This is a genomic window from Streptomyces liliiviolaceus (assembly GCF_018070025.1).
Lineage (GTDB): Bacteria > Actinomycetota > Actinomycetes > Streptomycetales > Streptomycetaceae > Streptomyces > Streptomyces liliiviolaceus.
In genome coordinates this window covers 3,779,626-3,794,379 of record NZ_JAGPYQ010000001.1, presented here as the reverse complement: position 1 = coordinate 3,794,379, position 14,754 = coordinate 3,779,626, and the positions used below count along the sequence as shown (strand labels likewise).

Here is a 14,754-nt window from a genome sequence, read left to right as displayed (position 1 = left end):
CCGGCGAGAACCCGGCTCCATGCGACGGAAAACGATTCCGGCTCCACGCCCGCCGAGGACTAAGGTCGGACCATGGCTTCAGGGACTCAGTCGGGGACTGGATCGGGGACTCGGAGGAACGAGGCGGGGCGGCGCGGAGACGCCGGGCCGGGCGCCGACGGTTCCGCGACCGGTGACGCGACGGACGCGGTGGCCGACGCCGTGGCCGTTGCGAAGGCGGCCGCGCCCGCGAGCGGCGAGAGCGTGCGCGTCGACAGCTGGATCTGGTCCGTCCGTCTGGTGAAGACCCGCTCCATGGGCGCCACCGCCTGCCGTGGCGGCCACGTCCGGGTGAACGGCGAACGGGTCAAGCCCGCGTACTCCGTCCGCGTCGGTGACGAGGTCCGCCTCCGGCACGCGGACCGGGAGCGGATCGTCATCGTGAAGCGCGTGATCCGCAAGCGGGTCGGGCCCCCGGTCGCCGCCGAGTGCTACGTCGACAACAGTCCCCCGCCGCCGCCCCGCGAGGCCGTCGCCCCCGCGGGCATCCGCGACCGGGGCGCGGGCCGCCCCACCAAGCGCGACCGCCGCGAGATGGAACGCCTGCGGGGTCCCGGCTCGGCCGAGTAGGCGGACGGCACCGCCCACTCGTCCCACGCCTCAGGACCGGCGCCGCAGGAGCTTCACGAGGTCCGCGGTCCGCCCCCGTCGCGCCCAGGCGATCAGTGCGAGCGGCACTATCAGGATGAGCGGGGTCGCCGCGTACTCCCCGTCGAACACGGTGACCTGGGTGATGAACGCGCCCACCATCAGCGCGCTCAGCGACACCGCGGCCACGGAGGCCAGCACGGGTATCAGCAGCGCGATGCCGCCGGCCAGTTCGAGCAGTCCGATGGTGTACATCCCGGCGCTGCCCCAGCCGATCTCGTCGAACGACTCGACCGCCGAGGAGTGCGCGACGAGCTTGGGCAGCGCGCTCGCGATCACGTAGAAGAGCGCGAGCAGGATCTGCAGCCCCTTGAGGGCGAGGCGGGCGCGGCGCCCACGGGCGGTCGCCGACTCGGCAACGACCGTGCCGGACGCGGCGGCCGGGGCGGAGGCGGCTGCCGGGGCGGAGGCGGCGGGAACGGTGGTCTCGGACATGAGGTTCTCCTGGGTTCTCCGGGGGCAACGGCGCGCGTTGCTGTCACAGAGGTAGACCGGCCCGCCCTCCGAAACTCATCGCTTCACGGCAACTCGCCCCGCGGACACGGCAGGTCACACCTCCACCGGCACCGCCCGCACCCACACCCGGTCCTCCGTGAGATACCGGTCGACCCGCAGCCCTGCCTCTGCCAGCGCCGCCTCGAACTCCTCCTTGCCGAGCGGCCGGGCCAGGAACGTCTGCGTCCACACCGCGTCCGGGAACACATACTCGGCCCGCACCGAGTTGACCCCGTCCCCGACCGGCTCCGCGGACAGCATGCGAATCGTGAACCCGCTCGGATCGAGCCGCTCGCGCGGCAGGTCGGTGTGGTAGTTCTCGCCCTCGCGCTGGATCAGCACACAGCCGCCGTCCGTGACATGGCTCCGGCACGCGTCCAGCATTCCGCGCCGCACCTCGACGTCCCCGGCGTGCACGAGGAACGACGCGAGCATCACCACGTCGAACTTCTCGCCCAGGTCGAGCGTCTCGATGGCACCGCGTATCGTGCGCGCCCCCCGTACCCGCTCCAGCATCTCGGCGGACTCGTCCACGGCCGTCACCGTGAAGCCGCGCTCCAGGAGCGGATGGGTCATACGCCCCACGCCACTGCCCAGTTCGAGGATGTGCGCCCCCGCCGGCACGGCCGAGGCGATGATGTCCGGCTCGTCCCCGACGGACAACCGCGCGTACAGCTCCACCGCGCAGCCGTCCGGCGTGATGGCGCCGGGCCCCGTCCCTTCGTACCCCTCACGCATCTCGATCGTCATACCCGCCCAACGGCCCACGCCCGCACAGTCGTTCCCCTCCCCACCACGTCTCACCCGTACGAGTGAGACGGGGTCAGGACGCGGAAGAGACGGCCCGCGGAAGCAGCGGTTTCCTCGGCCGACGGCGACTCTCCCAGCCGACGATCACAGCGCGAACCACCCGTGGCCGCCGTACCAGTGACCGCCCGCCCGCAGATGGTCCCCCACCGCCCGCTCCACGCCGGTCCGCCGCGGCAGCTCCGCCACGGGCAGCTCGGGGTCGCCGAAGACGAACGCGACGGGCACCTTGTCGTCGGCCTTCGTCTCCTCGCAGTCGATCCGGAACCGCTCCTGGAAACGCACGATGTTGGAGCCATCGGGCAGATACCGCGTCAACTGCCGGTCGAGCAGCCAGGAGTGGCAGACCGCCACCGCGTAGTGCTCCTCCGGGTAGTGGCGCGCGAAGAACTCCCGCGCCAGGTCCAGCGACCGGTCGCAGGCCTCCGGTGACAGCGGCCCCCGGAAGTCGGCGATGTGCAGGCTCAGACAGGGCTCACCGGGCCCTGTGGCGAGCCCCGCGTCCGCCGCCGCCTGCCCGGTGGCCCCGCCCAGCCGGGCGCGCTGGAACTGCAGCCGCCCCAACTGGTACAGCTCCCCGTGGAAGTGCAGCCCGATCCACCACGGCACCAGCAGCCCCGTGGTGCCGGTCCGCCGCCGGTGCACGGCCAGGTTCCGGCCCAGGTCCGCGAGGGTGCGCCGGGAGACGTCCGCCGGGATGTCGCGCTGCCGGTGGTAGGCACGCACGTACGGCAGCGCGGCGATGAAGACGAACACCTGGAACGTACGGCCCAGGGCCCCGGTGGACTCCGGGAACGCCGGCGGTTCCCAGCCGCCGCCGATCTTCCCCATGTCGCGTACGAACCGGTCGACGCACAGCCCGAGCAGCGTCGACGCCTCCGGGTCCGCCGCCAGCCGGGCGCGCAGTGCGACCAGTTCGTTGACGCACTCGTGCGGTACCGCCAGGTCGAGCAGGACGTCCGGCAGCTCGATGGCGTCGGGAAGGACCGCCTCCGTGCGCGGTGCGCCCCCGCTCTCCAGGTCCCTCAGCCATCCGGCGAGCCTGTCGTCCGCCCGCAGCTCCTCCACCAGCACAGCCGCTCCCCGTCCGCTCGTCCGCCCGCCCCAGGTGAAATGTGCACTACGAAGAGTACGTTTTTCCGGTAGGAGTGGTGATTCCTATGCGTACGGGCAGTGAACCGACGACCGCGCGCAGTGCGCTGCGAGCGCGTCTGTGGCTGAGTGTGTGGGGGCTCGTCTGGGCGCTCGCGGGGACGGCCGCGTTCGCTCTCGCCGGGCGGACGGGCTGGGCCGTCGCCTGCGGTGTGCTGTGGCTGATCACCACCGTCGATCTGGCGATGATCCTCAGGCATCTCCGCCAGGGGCCGCACTATCAGCCGGGGCCCGACATCCCGCCGTACCCACCACCGGACCACCGCGACTGACCCTGACCCGGCCCATCACCCGCGCTGGACCCGGCAGTGGCTCGGTTCAGGAGTCGAAGCGTGCCGCGGCCAGGTACTCCGGCTGCGGGTCCAGCGCCGCCGCGAGGCGGAAGTGGCGCATGGCCTGCGCCTGCTGCCCGGAGCGCTCGTAGGTGCGGGCGAGCGCGAAGTGCGCGAAGGCGTTGTCCGGCTCGCGCTCCAGCACGATGGTGAACTCCAGCTCGGCGGGCCGCAGCTGCGCCGCGGCGAAGAAGGCCCGCGCGCGCAGCAGCCGCGCGGCCGTGTTCTCCGGGTACGCGGCGATGACGTTGTCGAGCAGCTTCACCGCGCCCCTGGGATCCCGCGCGGCGAGCAGTTGCTCCGCGGCGCGGAAGTCGATGACATGCGTCTCCGGAGTACGTCCGGCGAATCCGCTGGTCTCGGGCACGGCACATTCCTTCCCTCGCTGCGGGGAATCAACGCCTGGCGGACACCCACTATTCCGAGGACGCCTACTGCTCCCCGCCCTCCCGGGCCCGCCGCTCCAGGTCCGCCCACACGTCCCGTACACGTCGCCGCAGATCTTCCAAAGGTACGTCGTTGTCGATGACGACGTCCGCGATCTCTCGGCGCTGCTCGCGGGTGGCCTGGGCCGCCATACGGGCGCGGGCGTCGGACTCGGTCATTCCGCGCAGCCAGACGAGCCGGTCGAGCTGTGTGTCCGTACTGGCGTCGACCACGATCACGAGGTCGTACAGCTTCGCGAGGCCGTTCTCCGTGAGCAGGGGCACGTCGTGCACGACCACGGAGTCCGCCGAAGCGGCTTCTTCGAGTTCACGGGAGCGGGCGCCCACCAGGGGGTGCACGATCGAGTTCAGTACGGCGAGCCTGTCCGGGTCCGCGAAGACGATGGAGCCGAGCTTCGGCCGGTCGAGGGTGCCGTCTGCGGTGAGCACTTCCTCACCGAAGGCGTCGACCACGGCCGCCAGCCCGGGCGTTCCCGGCGCGACGACCTCCCGGGCGATCCTGTCGGCGTCGATCAGTACGGCCCCGTGCTCCACGAGCAGCCGCGACACCTCACTCTTGCCGGCCCCGATCCCACCGGTCAGCCCCACCTTCAACATGCCCAGCAGCATAAGCCCGGGGCCCGCGGGCGCCCCGTCAGGGGCGCGGGGAACTGCGCGCCCAGCCCCCACCGGCCCGCGGTCGACGAACCGCCCCCACGCGAAGCGTTACCGCGTGGCCGCTCGCGAAGAGCGAGCTACGCATCGCCTTCCCGCTCGGCCAGGAACTTCTCGAACTCCATACCGATCTCGTCCGCGGACGGGATGTCCACCGGCTCGGCCAGCATGTTGCCCCGCGTCTCGGCGCCCGCGGCGGCGTCGTACTGGTGCTCAAGTCCCTGGACCAGCGCGACGAGTTCCTCGTCGCCCTCCTGGATCTGCCGGTCGATCTCCGTCTGCGTACGGTGCGCCTCGGTGCGCAGCCCGTGCGCGATGCCCGGCAGGACCAGGCCGGTCGCGGCCGTGATCGACTCCATGACCGTCAACGCGGCGTCCGGGTACGGGGAGCGGGCGATGTAGTGGGGCACGTGCGCGGCGACTCCGAGGACGTCGTGTCCTGCCTCCATGAGGCGGTACTCGACCAGCGACTCGGCACTGCCGGGCACCTGGGCCTCGTCGAAGGGGCTGCGGTGGCCGGGGACGAGGTCCGTGCGGTTGCCGTGCGGGGTGAGGCCCACGGGCCGGGTGTGCGGGACACCCATGGGGATGCCGTGGAAGTTCACGGACAGCCGGACGCCGAGGCGCTCCACGATCTGCTGGACGGCCGCGGCGAAGCGCTCCCACTCGACGTCCGGTTCGGGCCCGGAGAGGAGCAGGAAGGGCGCACCGGTGGCGTCCTGGACGAGCCGCACGTCCAGCGTGGGCTCCTCGTAGTCGGCCCAGCGGTCGCGCTTGAACGTCAGCAGCGGGCGGCGGGCGCGGTAGTCCACGAGCCGGTCGTGGTCGAATCGCGCGACGACCTGGTGGGGCAGCGAGTCGAGCACCCGGTCGACGATCTGGTCGCCGGTCTCGCCCGCGTCGATGTATCCGTCGAAGTGGTAGAGCATGACAAGACCGGCCGACTCCTGGGCGAGCGCCACGTCGACCACGGCCAGGCCCTTCGGCTCCCATGCGTACAAACCCTGCGGATCAAGCACTGTGACCGCTCCTCCTCGTGTTCCTAATCGACAACACGGGCCAGGAGATGGGCATTCCCGGTTCACCCCGCTTCACTGCGCCTCTTACCGGCTTCTCATGCCCATGACGGGCCCGCGCGCGAGGCGGCGGCACCGCCGGGAACCGGAGCAGGTGCGGGGCAGAGAGCCGAAGCGGGTGCAGGTACGTGTCTGTCCGGGTCCGGGAGGACAACGCACCGCGGGCCCGCACCCAAGTGGGTGCGGGCCCGCGGTTACCAGCTAGCTACCGCTGGCGGTGAGCTTTCAGCTCTGGCCGCCGGCGAGCTTCTCGCGCAGAGCCGCCAGGGCCTCGTCCGACGCCAGGGCGCCGGAGTTGTCGTCCGACTCCGAGGAGTACGAACCGCCACCGCCGCCACCGCTGCCGCCGGAGGCGGCCGGAGCCGCACCGGGGGTGGCGACACCCTCGGCCTCGGCCTGGGCGTCCGCCTCGCGGGACTTGATGACCTGAGCCTGGTGCTGCTCGAAGCGCGTCTGCGCCTCGGCGTACTGGTTCTCCCACACCTCACGCTGGGACTCGTAACCTTCGAGCCAGTCGTTGGTCTCGGGGTCGAAGCCCTCGGGGTAGATGTAGTTGCCCTGGTCGTCGTACGACGCGGCCATGCCGTACAGCGTCGGGTCGAACTCGACCGAGGCCGGGTCCGCGCCGAAGGACTCGTTGGCCTGCTTCAGCGAGAGGCTGATGCGACGACGCTCAAGGTCGATGTCGATGACCTTGACGAAGATCTCGTCGTTGACCTGGACGACCTGCTCCGGGATCTCCACGTGGCGCTCGGCCAGCTCGGAGATGTGCACCAGACCCTCGATGCCCTCGTCCACGCGGACGAACGCACCGAACGGAACCAGCTTCGTGACCTTTCCGGGCACGACCTGGCCGATCTGGTGGGTGCGGGCGAACTGCTGCCACGGGTCTTCCTGCGTCGCCTTCAGCGACAGGGAGACACGCTCGCGGTCCATGTCCACGTCGAGGACCTCGACGGTGACTTCCTGGCCGACCTCGACAACCTCGGAGGGGTGGTCGATGTGCTTCCAGGAGAGCTCCGAGACGTGCACCAGACCGTCGACGCCACCCAGGTCCACGAAGGCACCGAAGTTGACGATCGAGGAGACGACGCCGGAACGGACCTGACCCTTCTGGAGGGTGGTGAGGAACGTCTGGCGGACCTCGGACTGGGTCTGCTCCAGCCAGGCACGGCGGGACAGGACCACGTTGTTGCGGTTCTTGTCCAGCTCGATGATCTTGGCTTCGAGCTCCTTGCCCACGTAGGGCTGGAGGTCACGGACACGGCGCATCTCGACGAGAGATGCCGGCAGGAAGCCACGGAGGCCGATGTCGAGGATGAGACCACCCTTGACGACCTCGATGACGGTGCCGGTGACGATGCCGTCCTCTTCCTTGATCTTCTCGATGGTGCCCCAGGCGCGCTCGTACTGGGCGCGCTTCTTCGAGAGGATCAGGCGGCCTTCCTTGTCCTCCTTCTGGAGAACAAGGGCTTCGATCTCGTCGCCGACCTTGACGACCTCGTTCGGGTCGACGTCGTGCTTGATCGAGAGCTCGCGGCTCGGGATGACACCTTCGGTCTTGTAACCGATGTCGAGCAGGACCTCGTCCCGGTCGACCTTCACGATGACGCCGTCGACGATGTCGCCGTCGTTGAAGTACTTGATCGTCTCGTCGATCGCGGCGAGGAAGGCTTCCTCGTTACCGATGTCGTTGACCGCTACCTGCGGCGTGGTAGAGGTGGTCTCGGTGCTGCTCGTCATGTGGGAAAGGGCTCCGGTACGGACAGTGAGTCGTAGGTACTGCTTACGCCGGGAGCCCGTTTCGCTCTGAAGAAGCCGGACAGCCAAGGAAGCGCCGAATCCGGGCCGTGTTCGATGAGAACACTCGCCGGTGGCGCCTCGAAAACCGAGGGGACATACGACAGATGCGAGCGCAGCCTGCTACGTCTGAGGAGCGCAGGCCCGCAGCGCAACTTGTAGCATACGGGGGCAGCCGGACAGGGTCAATGCGCGAAGGCGCACACCCGGGGCGGATCGCCGCATACCCGGCACAGGACCCACGCGGCGGCAGCCGTACATCAGGCAACGCCACGGGGTCACGCGGATTCTGTAGTGCCACTTTCGTGACCGCCGCCATGACGGCCGCACCGAAGTGACCGCAGATTAATACGAGGGAGCCGATCATCCAAGAGCCCGAACCGTCCCGGCCCGAAGCGTCCTCTCCGGAGGCGTCCGAGTTCGAGGCGCCCGAGCCCGAGGCGACCCGACGCGCGGCCGGTGGCTCCGAGAGCTCCCGTGCCAATCGCGGCTGGTGGGACCGGAACGCGGACGACTACCAGATCGAGCACGGCACGTTCCTCGGCGACGACCGTTTCGTGTGGTGCCCCGAGGGTCTCGACGAGATCGAGGCCGAGCTGCTGGGCCCGATGGAGGACCTGAAGGACAAGGACGTCCTGGAGATCGGCGCGGGGGCCGCCCAGTGCTCGCGCTGGCTGGCCGCCCAGGGTGCCCGGCCGGTCGCCCTGGACCTCTCGCACCGGCAGCTCCAGCACGCCCTGCGGATCGGCGCCGACAGCGTCCCGCTCGTGGAGGCCGACGCCACGGCGCTGCCCTTCGCGGACGGCTCCTTCGACCTCGCGTGCTCCGCGTACGGGGCGCTGCCCTTCGTCGCCGAGCCCGTGCAGGTCCTGCGGGAGGTGCACCGGGTGCTGCGGCCGGGCGGCCGGTTCGTCTTCTCCGTCACGCATCCGGTCCGCTGGGCCTTCCCCGACGAGCCGGGACCCGAGGGGCTGAGCGTGGCCTCCTCGTACTTCGACCGCACGCCGTACGTCGAGCAGGACGAGGACGGGAACGCGGTGTACGTCGAGCACCACAGGACGGTCGGCGACCGCGTCCGGGACGTGGTCGCGGGCGGTTTCCGGCTGGTCGACCTGGTCGAGCCCGAGTGGCCCGCCTGGAACACCCAGGAGTGGGGCGGCTGGTCGCCCCTTCGGGGAAACCTGATCCCGGGCACGACGATCTTCGTGTGCGAGCGGAGCTAGACGGCGGCACCCCGGCCGGAGGCCGGGAGAGAGACTGAGCGGGTGACCCGTACCGAGCATGTGATCGTGTGATCCGTCATGACGCCCTGGACTCGCTGCCCGTACGCGACGCGCTGCCCGGCCTGAGGGACGCCCTGGAGGACCGCGGCGCCGCGGTCCTCGTCGCCCCGCCCGGCACCGGCAAGACGACCCTCGTGCCGCTGGTGCTCGCCGGGCTCGTCGGCGGGGAGCCGGCGCGGCGGGTCGTGGTGGCCGAGCCGCGGCGCATCGCGGCGCGCGCCGCCGCACGGCGGATGGCGTGGCTGCTCGGCGAGAAGGTCGGTCAGAGCGTCGGTTTCACCGTCCGCGGGGAACGGGTGGTCGGGCCGCACGCGCGCGTGGAGGTCGTCACGACCGGGGTGCTGCTGCAACGGCTGCAGCGGGACCCCGAGCTGGCGGGCGTCGACGCGGTCGTGCTCGACGAGTGCCACGAACGCCATCTGGACGCGGACACGGCGGCGGCGTTCCTGCTGGACGTCCGGGCCGCGCTGCGCCCCGAGCTGCGGCTGGTGGCCGCTTCGGCGACGACCGACGCCGAGGGCTGGGCCCGGCTGCTCGGCGACGTCCCCGTGGTCGAGGCGGCGGGGGTCTCCCATCCTGTCGAGGTGGTGTGGGCGCCGTCCGTGCGCCCTGTGCGGCCACCCCATGGGATGCGGGTGGACCCTGTGTTGCTGACCCATGTGGCGTCGGTGGTGCGCCGGGCGCTCTCCGAGCGGGACGGGGATGTCCTGTGTTTCCTCCCCGGGGTCGGGGAGATCGCACGGGTCGCCGGGCAGCTCGGGGCACTGGGCGATGTCGAGGTACTACAGGTGCACGGACGGGCGCCGACCGCCGTGCAGGACGCGGTGCTGTCCGGCGGTACGCGGCGCCGGGTCGTCCTCGCCACGTCGGTGGCCGAATCGTCGCTTACGGTCCCGGGTGTGCGGGTGGTCGTGGACTCCGGGCTGGCGCGCGAACCGCGCGTGGACCACGCGCGCGGCCTGAGCGCGCTGACGACCGTACGGGCCTCGCAGGCCGCCGGCAGGCAGCGGGCCGGGCGGGCGGGGCGCGAGGCTCCGGGGGCGGTGTACCGGTGCTGGGCGGAGGCGGAGGACGGGCGTCTGCCGCGTTTCCCGGCGCCGGAGATCAAGGTGGCCGATCTGACGGCGTTCTCCCTCCAGACGGCCTGCTGGGGCGATCCGGACGCCTCGGGGCTGTCTCTGCTGGATCCGCCGCCGGCGGGCGCCATGGCTGCCGCGCGGGGCGTTCTGGAGGCCGTCCGCGCGGTGGGCTCGGACGGGCGTCCGACCGACCGGGGTGTACGGATGTCGCGGCTCGGGCTGCATCCGCGGCTGGGGCGGGCGCTGCTGGACGCCGGGGCGTCCCTCGGTGCCGAGCGGGCCGCGGAGGTGGTCGCTCTGCTGAGCGAGGAGCCGCCGCGGTCGTACGGCGACGACCTCGCCGCCGTGCTGCGGGCCGCGCGCCGTGGGGGTGACGCGTATGCCGGGCGGTGGCGGGCCGAGGTCCGGCGGCTGCGGGCCGCGGTCCCGTCCCGGGCCGCGCCCGGCGCGGCGGGAGGGTCCGTCGACGGCCGCGGGCCCGTCGTGGCCGGTCGCGCAGTTCCCCGCGCCCCTGACGGGGCGCCCCAGGTCGAGGTCAGAGGCATCGGCGACGACCATGTTGCCGGGCTCGTCGCCGCGCTTGCCTTTCCTGAGCGGGTTGCCCGGCGGCAAGGGGGGTCCTTTCTCATGGTGGGTGGGACCCGGGCCGAGGTCGGGGACGGCAGTGGGTTGCGGGACGCCTCCTGGATCGCCGTCGCGGTCGCCGACCGGCCGGTGGGCGCCGGGCACGCGCGCGTGCGGCTCGGGGCCGTGGTCGACGAGGAGGTCGCGCGCGAGGCGGCGGGAGCCCTGTACGCGGAGGGCGACGAGGTGCGCTGGGACGGCGGGGACGTCGTCGCGCGGCGGGTCAGGCGGCTGGGAGCCGTGGAGCTGGCGGTACGGCCGTTGCGCGACGCCGACCCCGTACTCGTACGGGAGGCGTTGCTCGAAGGGCTGAGGGCGGAGGGGTTCGGGCTGCTGCGGTGGTCGCGGGACGCCGAGGTGCTGCGGCAGCGGCTCGCTTTCCTGCACCGGCAGGTCGGCGCTCCCTGGCCCGACGTGTCGGACGACGCGCTCCACGCGCGCGTGGACGAGTGGCTGGAACCGGAGCTGGGCCGGGCCCGGCGGCGAGCCGATCTGGAGCGCGTCCAGGCCGGGCAGGCGCTGGGCCGGCTGCTGCCGTGGGCGTCCGGGGAGGCGGCCCGGTTCGACGAGCTGGCGCCGGAGCGGTTCGAGGTGCCGAGCGGGTCCAGGATCCGGATCGACTACGCGGACCCCGAGCGGCCGGTGCTCGCCGTGAAGCTGCAGGAGATGTTCGGGGCGCAGGAGTCGCCGACGGTCGCGGGAGTGCCCGTACAGGTGCATCTGCTGTCGCCCGCGGGGCGCCCGGCCGCTGTCACCTCGGACCTCGCGTCCTTCTGGAAGGACGGCTACCGGAGCGTACGGGCGGAGTTGCGCGGGCGGTATCCGAAGCACCCCTGGCCGGAGGACCCGGCGGGCGCGCGGCCGACCCGGCACACGACCGCCCGCGGCAACAGACCCTGAACCCGCCTCGGCGCCGAGTCCGCCTCAGGCGCTGAGCGGTTCCGGTTCCCGGGTCCGCGTCGGGGACGGATCGCCGGGGCGGCGGCTGCGGGCCTCCAGGTACAGGGAGAGCGCCAGGAGTCCGACGCCCAGGATCAGGAAACCCCAGGGCAGGTACGAGGACATCAGGGCGACGAGGAGCCGCTGGGACTTGACCAGGTCGACGGTCGAGCGGATGTAGTCCTCGCGCATCTTCACGTGTCCGGCGAAGGCGGTCACCTTGTCGCGGTCGCCCAGGAGGGTGCCGCCGCGCAGTTCCTCCCGGTGGATCTCCTCTCCGTAGACGGGTGCTCCGGTGACGGGTTCGACCCAGAACTTGCGGACCGTGGTGTACCAGCGGGTCGTGCCCGTCTTGGCGACGGACTCCGGAGTGATGCCTTCGACGGGCATGACCTTCGGGAAGGGCACCTTGGTCCAGGGGATGGTCTGCTCGAAGTAGTAGACGTCGACGCCCCTGAAGTTCTGTGTGCCCTTGTAGTGGATGGGTTCGGTGATCCGGGCCTGCGCGTCGAAGTACTCGTAGTCCCTCTTCTCCGTGAGGAAGGGCCACTTGAACTCGATGCCCTCGCGCCGGACGGGATCGCCGTCGACGCTCTCGCCGGTGGCGTGGACGGGTTCCTGGGTGTGCGCGTCGAAGATGTACCGCTCGGGGATGCGGGAGACCATCTCGCCGTCGGGGCCCTGGACGTAGGAGAGGCCGTCCCAGACGACGACGTCGCGGTTCGCGGTCCGCTCGATCCTCTCGGAGGCCTCGACGTTGCCCTTGAGGGTCTGGACGACGGTGACCTTGTCGACCTTCTTGGCGGTCATCGAGCCGTAGTCGAGGAGGGTCGCGTCCTTCGCCTCCAGGACCATGTCCTGGTACTGGTCGGCGGGGATCTTGGCCACGCGCGGGAAGGCGTACCAGCGCAGCAGCGGGGACAGCGCCGCGAAGAACACGGCGAGGGCGAGCAGGATCAGGCTGGCCTTGCGGCGCATCTCGGCGGCCCTCCCGGTGCGTTGGGGATGTGCGTCACGGGTGCGTGCGTCACGGGTGTGTGTGCGCTACGGGTGGCTCGGGACGGTGGTGAGCAGCGGCTTCGGTGAGGTCTCGCCCGACGGCGAGCCCATGGCCGTGACGAGGAGGACCAGCGCGAACGCGAGGGCCAGACCGGTCGCGGCGGCGATCAGGGCGCGCATGCGGGCCTCCCGGCACAGGCGGAACCGAGTACATGGAGCGGAGCCGGGCAAAACCGGCCCCATGGAACTGATACATCGTCAGGTCGGGCACCGTAGCAACGGGCGGGCCAGATGAGAACACGTTGCGCAGACAACGGCCGCGGCCCCCCCCCCGACGGGGGGGGGGCCGCGGCCGGCGATCTTCGGGGCTACGAGGCGGCTGCCGCCACCTTCAGCTCGACGGTCAGGGTCGCCCCGCCGGTCGTGGTGATCCGCAGCAGGTACGTGCCCTCCGTGTCGTCCGCGTACAGCTTCGGCAGCTTCAACAGGCCGTCCTTGTCCGTCTCAAGGCCCGTGAGAGTGCGTACCGCCTTGTCGTCCGCGTCCTTGAAGTAGGGGCCCTTGTCGTTCTCGGTGGCGTCGTCCGCCGTCTTGATGAGCGTGGCGGTCGCGGCCACACCGTCCGCGGCGGCGCCCTTGTACGTGGCCTTCACCTCGACCAGGTCCGCGAACTCGGCGCCCGGGACGCAGGTCAGCGCGGTGTCGGCGGTGCGGGCGAGCGCGTCGGCCTGGCGGGCGGTGACCGTCGCCGCGTAGTCGAGGCCCGAGACCGTGCGGCCGACGACGGTGGCGCGCACCTTGAAGGCGCCGGTCTTCTCGCCGGCCTTGAGCGCGGGCGCGGTCGCCACACCGGAGGAGTTGGTGACGACGGTCGCGACGCTCTCGCCGCCGGTGAACGTCGTGTCGGTGTCGCCGGTGATCGTGAACCGGACCCGGACCTTCGCGACGGCCTTGCCGGCCTTGGTCTCCGTACGGGCGCTGATCTTCTCGGCGAAGGTGTCGCCCGCGGTCGCGGTGAGCTTCCCGGTGCCGGCGTCCTCCAGGTGGTCCACCGTCTCGGTGGGCGTGGGTGACGGGGATGTCGGAGGCGTCGTGGTGGGCGGAGGCGTGGTGGGCGGGGTCGTCGTGGGCGGGGTCGTGGTCGGCGGCTTCGGGCTCGTGGTGCCGCCGCCCGGGCTCTGGCTGGTGGGCGGGGTGGAGGCCGGAGACGTCGGGCCGGGGCTCGCGCCGCCGGTGCCGTTGTCGCTGCGGTGGGAGGGCAGCGAGCCCGTGCCGTCCGGGACCTCGTGGGTGCCCTTGCGGTAGTACTCCAGCCACGACAGGACGGTGTTCAGATAGTCCGTCGAGTTGTTGTAGCTGAGGATGGCGCGCCTGAGGTCGGCGCTGTCGGACAGGTCCCAGTTGAACCGGCACAGGTAGTGGCCGGCCGCGAGGGCCGCGTCGTAGATGTTGTTGGGGTCCTTCTTGCCGTCGCCGTTGCCGTCGCGGCCGGACCATTCCCAGGTGGAGGGGATGAACTGCATGGGGCCCACGGCACGGTCGTGGGTGGTGTCCCCGTCGTACATGCCGCCGTCGGTGTCGGTGATCCGCGCGAAGCCGACGCCGTTGAGGACCGGGCCGAGGATCGGGGTGATCGTGGTGCCGTTCGCGTCGACGTTGCCGCCGCGGGCCTGTCCGGACTCGACCTTGCCGATGGCCGCGAGGAGTTGCCAGGGGAGGTTGCACCCGGGCTTGGAACCGGCCAGCGACGTCTCGGCCTTCTTGTAGGCGTCGAGGACGGTCGCGGGTATGCCCGCTTCGGCGTCGCCCGCGGCACCGGGGGTGTCACTGCTCGCGCTGGGTGACGGCGTGGGGCTGTTGAGCGGCGGGAGGTCCGTGTAATAGGGCGAGTTGCCGGTCGCGCTGTCGTCGGCGTTCACATCGGGCGAGGGCTGGGAGTTGGCGTTCTGCCTGCCCTGGGGGGTGTCCGTGACACCCGGGGCCTGGGATGCGGACAGAGCCGCGACCGCGAGAGCGGCCACGGCGGTGGTCGCCGCCCCCTTGACGACTCGCCTGCCGAATTGCGCCGCCATTGCGTGAACCCCTCCCGTGGACGTCCGTCCGTGCTCCGCGCGTTCCCCTGCTGTCCGGTCGTGCGGCCGTATGCCCCCCATACGGCAGCCCAGGCGACCCTACGACAACTTCTGCCGCGCAGACACCTGTTCGGAGCCGGTCTTCACCGGTTGGCCATATCCCGTTTGTCCTTCCCCTGCGGCTCCTCGCCATGCCGTGGATCCGGGAACCGTTTCCGCATACTGGACGTCACCGATCATGGGACGGCCGGGACCGTCCGCCCCTCGGACAGCCCGGGATGTACCGGATCGTCGTCGCCCCTGCGCCTT

14 protein-coding genes are annotated in these 14,754 nt (G+C 71.5%); 4 read left to right on the top strand and 10 right to left on the bottom strand.

All coding sequences use genetic code 11. The annotated features are described in order from the left end of the window. Positions 1–72 precede the first annotated feature (72 nt). A complete protein-coding gene (locus J8N05_RS16560) occupies positions 73–609 on the top strand; it encodes an RNA-binding S4 domain-containing protein (RefSeq protein ID WP_247706301.1) in 537 nt (178 codons plus the stop codon). A gap of 30 nt (positions 610–639) precedes the next feature. Here the strand turns inward: J8N05_RS16560 and J8N05_RS16555 are convergent, their stop codons facing one another. The 3 genes from J8N05_RS16555 to J8N05_RS16545 form a co-directional block, all read right to left on the bottom strand. After that, positions 640–1,122 carry a DoxX family protein gene (locus tag J8N05_RS16555; protein WP_210883618.1) on the bottom strand — a complete coding sequence of 161 codons (483 nt, stop codon included), beginning with the start codon at positions 1,120–1,122 and terminating at the stop codon, positions 640–642. Positions 1,123–1,236: 114 nt separating this feature from the next. After that, the gene (locus J8N05_RS16550) at positions 1,237–1,932 is read right to left on the bottom strand and encodes a class I SAM-dependent methyltransferase (RefSeq protein ID WP_247706300.1); all 696 of its coding nucleotides are present in this window, start codon (positions 1,930–1,932) and stop codon (positions 1,237–1,239) included. A 144-nt stretch (positions 1,933–2,076) separates the two neighbouring features. Continuing rightward, positions 2,077–3,063 (bottom strand): acyltransferase domain-containing protein, encoded by a 987-nt coding sequence (locus tag J8N05_RS16545; protein WP_210883617.1) that lies wholly within the window; start codon positions 3,061–3,063, stop codon positions 2,077–2,079. An 86-nt stretch (positions 3,064–3,149) separates the two neighbouring features. Between J8N05_RS16545 and J8N05_RS16540 the strand changes: the two genes are divergently transcribed. Next, positions 3,150–3,413 carry a DUF6343 family protein gene (locus J8N05_RS16540; RefSeq protein WP_210883615.1) on the top strand — a complete coding sequence of 88 codons (264 nt, stop codon included), beginning with the start codon at positions 3,150–3,152 and terminating at the stop codon, positions 3,411–3,413. A 46-nt stretch (positions 3,414–3,459) separates the two neighbouring features. Here the strand turns inward: J8N05_RS16540 and J8N05_RS16535 are convergent, their stop codons facing one another. The 4 genes from J8N05_RS16535 to rpsA form a co-directional block, all read right to left on the bottom strand. Beyond that, positions 3,460–3,840, bottom strand: coding sequence for a tetratricopeptide repeat protein (locus J8N05_RS16535; protein ID WP_210883613.1), 381 nt, complete (start codon positions 3,838–3,840; stop codon positions 3,460–3,462). Between the two features lie 64 nt (positions 3,841–3,904). After that, positions 3,905–4,516: a dephospho-CoA kinase gene (gene coaE, locus J8N05_RS16530; RefSeq protein ID WP_210883612.1), complete on the bottom strand. Its 612-nt coding sequence runs from the start codon at positions 4,514–4,516 to the stop codon at positions 3,905–3,907. Between the two features lie 137 nt (positions 4,517–4,653). Further along, the gene (locus tag J8N05_RS16525; RefSeq protein ID WP_189770096.1) at positions 4,654–5,592 is read right to left on the bottom strand and encodes a PAC2 family protein; all 939 of its coding nucleotides are present in this window, start codon (positions 5,590–5,592) and stop codon (positions 4,654–4,656) included. Between the two features lie 282 nt (positions 5,593–5,874). Further along, positions 5,875–7,392 carry a 30S ribosomal protein S1 gene (gene rpsA / locus J8N05_RS16520; protein WP_107017577.1) on the bottom strand — a complete coding sequence of 506 codons (1,518 nt, stop codon included), beginning with the start codon at positions 7,390–7,392 and terminating at the stop codon, positions 5,875–5,877. Positions 7,393–7,793: 401 nt separating this feature from the next. On the opposite strand from rpsA, the gene J8N05_RS16515 reads away from it, so the two are divergent. Together J8N05_RS16515 and hrpB are read left to right on the top strand one after the other, a co-directional pair. Continuing rightward, entirely contained in the window at positions 7,794–8,672 is an 879-nt protein-coding gene (locus tag J8N05_RS16515; RefSeq protein WP_247706721.1) for a class I SAM-dependent methyltransferase, read from the top strand. A gap of 68 nt (positions 8,673–8,740) precedes the next feature. Continuing rightward, on the top strand, positions 8,741–11,335 hold the full coding sequence (hrpB, locus tag J8N05_RS16510) for an ATP-dependent helicase HrpB (protein ID WP_210883610.1): 2,595 nt from the start codon (positions 8,741–8,743) through the stop codon (positions 11,333–11,335). A 24-nt stretch (positions 11,336–11,359) separates the two neighbouring features. Here hrpB and J8N05_RS16505 read toward each other — a convergent pair whose 3' ends face one another. The 3 genes from J8N05_RS16505 to J8N05_RS16495 all read right to left on the bottom strand — a co-directional run bounded on the left by J8N05_RS16505 (position 11,360) and on the right by J8N05_RS16495 (position 14,445). Continuing rightward, positions 11,360–12,352 (bottom strand): DUF3068 domain-containing protein, encoded by a 993-nt coding sequence (locus J8N05_RS16505; RefSeq protein WP_210883607.1) that lies wholly within the window; start codon positions 12,350–12,352, stop codon positions 11,360–11,362. A 66-nt stretch (positions 12,353–12,418) separates the two neighbouring features. Beyond that, positions 12,419–12,553 carry an SPW_0924 family protein gene (locus J8N05_RS16500; protein ID WP_210883605.1) on the bottom strand — a complete coding sequence of 45 codons (135 nt, stop codon included), beginning with the start codon at positions 12,551–12,553 and terminating at the stop codon, positions 12,419–12,421. 188 nt (positions 12,554–12,741) lie between these two features. Beyond that, positions 12,742–14,445 carry a lytic transglycosylase domain-containing protein gene (locus tag J8N05_RS16495; RefSeq protein ID WP_210883604.1) on the bottom strand — a complete coding sequence of 568 codons (1,704 nt, stop codon included), beginning with the start codon at positions 14,443–14,445 and terminating at the stop codon, positions 12,742–12,744. Positions 14,446–14,754 lie beyond the last annotated feature (309 nt).

Coding starts and splice junctions, on each gene's coding strand:
- J8N05_RS16500 (WP_210883605.1), bottom strand. CDS start 12,553: ATGCGCGCCCTGATCGCCGCCGCGACCGGTCTGGCCCTCGCGTTCGCG.
- J8N05_RS16540 (WP_210883615.1), top strand. CDS start 3,150: ATGCGTACGGGCAGTGAACCGACGACCGCGCGCAGTGCGCTGCGAGCG.
- J8N05_RS16560 (WP_247706301.1), top strand. CDS start 73: ATGGCTTCAGGGACTCAGTCGGGGACTGGATCGGGGACTCGGAGGAAC.
- J8N05_RS16495 (WP_210883604.1), bottom strand. CDS start 14,445: ATGGCGGCGCAATTCGGCAGGCGAGTCGTCAAGGGGGCGGCGACCACC.
- J8N05_RS16550 (WP_247706300.1), bottom strand. CDS start 1,932: ATGACGATCGAGATGCGTGAGGGGTACGAAGGGACGGGGCCCGGCGCC.
- coaE (WP_210883612.1), bottom strand. CDS start 4,516: ATGTTGAAGGTGGGGCTGACCGGTGGGATCGGGGCCGGCAAGAGTGAG.
- J8N05_RS16555 (WP_210883618.1), bottom strand. CDS start 1,122: ATGTCCGAGACCACCGTTCCCGCCGCCTCCGCCCCGGCAGCCGCCTCC.
- J8N05_RS16505 (WP_210883607.1), bottom strand. CDS start 12,352: ATGCGCCGCAAGGCCAGCCTGATCCTGCTCGCCCTCGCCGTGTTCTTC.
- rpsA (WP_107017577.1), bottom strand. CDS start 7,392: ATGACGAGCAGCACCGAGACCACCTCTACCACGCCGCAGGTAGCGGTC.